Annotated in this window: 1 protein-coding gene; it reads right to left on the bottom strand. The window is 76.2% G+C overall.

Features of this window, described 5'->3' with window-relative positions:
• Nucleotides 1-1,665 (bottom strand): 4-alpha-glucanotransferase (gene malQ, locus AOK23_RS29375; protein WP_055715624.1); only part of this gene is annotated, 1,665 nt, incomplete at both ends.

Below are 1,665 nucleotides of genomic sequence, written 5' to 3'. Positions count from 1 at the left end.
CGGTGACCCTGGAGGACCTGGCGCCCTCCCCCCGCAGCACCTCCACCAGCGCCCGCAGTCGGGGGGACGCCGCCAGGTCCTCCAGGGTCACCGGCCGGCCCCCCGCGTCAGCGATCGGCAGGCGCCAGTTCGGGTACTGGTCCCACGTGCCGGGCAGGTTCTGCGGCCGTCGGTCCCCCACCGCGTCGGGGAGCCAGAGGCCGATCATCCGGGCCGGGGTCCGCAGCAGGAACCGGTGGACGGCCTGGATCTCGGCCTCCTCGGAGACCACCGACAGGCCCCCGCTCGCCCCGTTCAGCAGGCCCAGCCTCCGCAGGACCGCCAGCCACTCGCTCGCGTCGGCGGCGGCCTCGGCCCGCTCCTCGGCCAGGGGGCGGGTCAGCAGGCCGAGCCGGTGGCGGAGGTCGACATGGTCCCCGGTGAGCCGGGACGCGGTCGGCGGGAGGTCGTGCGTGGTGGCCGTGGCCAGGCAGTTCGCCCGCCACCGCTCGGGCGGCAGCGGACGCCCGCCGCCCTCCCAGTCCCGCTCGAACCACAGCACGGACGTGCCCAGCACGCCCCGCTCGTCGAGCGCCTCCCGTACGCCCGGCTCGACGGTGCCGAGGTCCTCGCCGATCACCAGTGCCCCGGCGCGGGCCGCCTCCAGGACGAGGATCGCGAGCATGGCGTCGGCGTCGTAGCGGACGTACGTACCCTCCGTCGGCGGCCGGCCCTGCGGGACCCACCACAGGCGGAACAGGCCCATGACGTGGTCGATGCGCAGGGCGCCCGCGTGGCGCAGGAGGGCGCGCAGGAGGCGGCGGTAGGGGGCGTAACCGGACTCGGCGAGACGGTCTGGGCGCCAGGGCGGCAGGCCCCAGTCCTGGCCGCGGGAGTTGAACGCGTCGGGGGGCGCGCCGATGGACATGCCGGCCGCGACGTACCGCTGCTGGGCCCAGGCGTCGGCCCCACCGGGGTGGACGCCGACGGCGAGGTCGTGCACGAGGCCGATGGGCATGCCGGCGTCGCGCGCCGAGCGCTGGGCGGTGCCGAGCTGGGCGTCGGTGAGCCAGGCGAGCCGGGTGTGGAAGTCGACGCGGTCCATCAGCTCGGCGCGGGCCCGGGCGGTCTCGGCGGAGCGCGGGTCGCGCAGGCCCTCGGGCCACCGGTGCCAGTCGGAGCCGTACGCCTCCGCGAGGGCGCACCACGTGGCGTGGTCCTCCAGGGCCTCGCCCTCCTCGGCGAGGAAGTCCCAGTAGGCGGCCAGTCGGCCGGGGCCGAGCGGAACGGCGCGCACCCGTTCCAGGGCCTGCCGTTTGAGTTCCCACACGGCGTCGCGGTCGATCAGCTCGCCCTTGTCGAGCACGGACTCGCGCAGCCGTGCGGCCCGTTCCGGGAGGGTGGGGAGGACGTCGCCGTCGTCGTCGTCGGCGAGGGCGTAGGGGTACTCCGGGATGTCCTCGACGCGCAGATGGACCGGGTCGGGGTAGCGGCGCGAGGAGGGGCGGTACGGGGACGGGTCGGTGGGGGCGCCGGGTACGGCCGCGTGCAGCGGGTTGACCTGGACGAATCCGGCGCCGAGGGCACGGCCGGCCCAGGCGGTGAGTTCGGCGAGGTCACCGAGGTCGCCCATGCCCCAGCTGCGCCGGGAGAGCAGGGAGTAGAGCTGGACGAGGAGGCCGTAGG

The organism is Streptomyces torulosus, assembly GCF_001419765.1.
Taxonomy (GTDB): Bacteria; Actinomycetota; Actinomycetes; order Streptomycetales; family Streptomycetaceae; genus Streptomyces; species Streptomyces torulosus.
The sequence above is the reverse complement of the archived record's forward strand: the minus strand, read 5'-3'. Positions and strand labels throughout refer to the sequence as shown.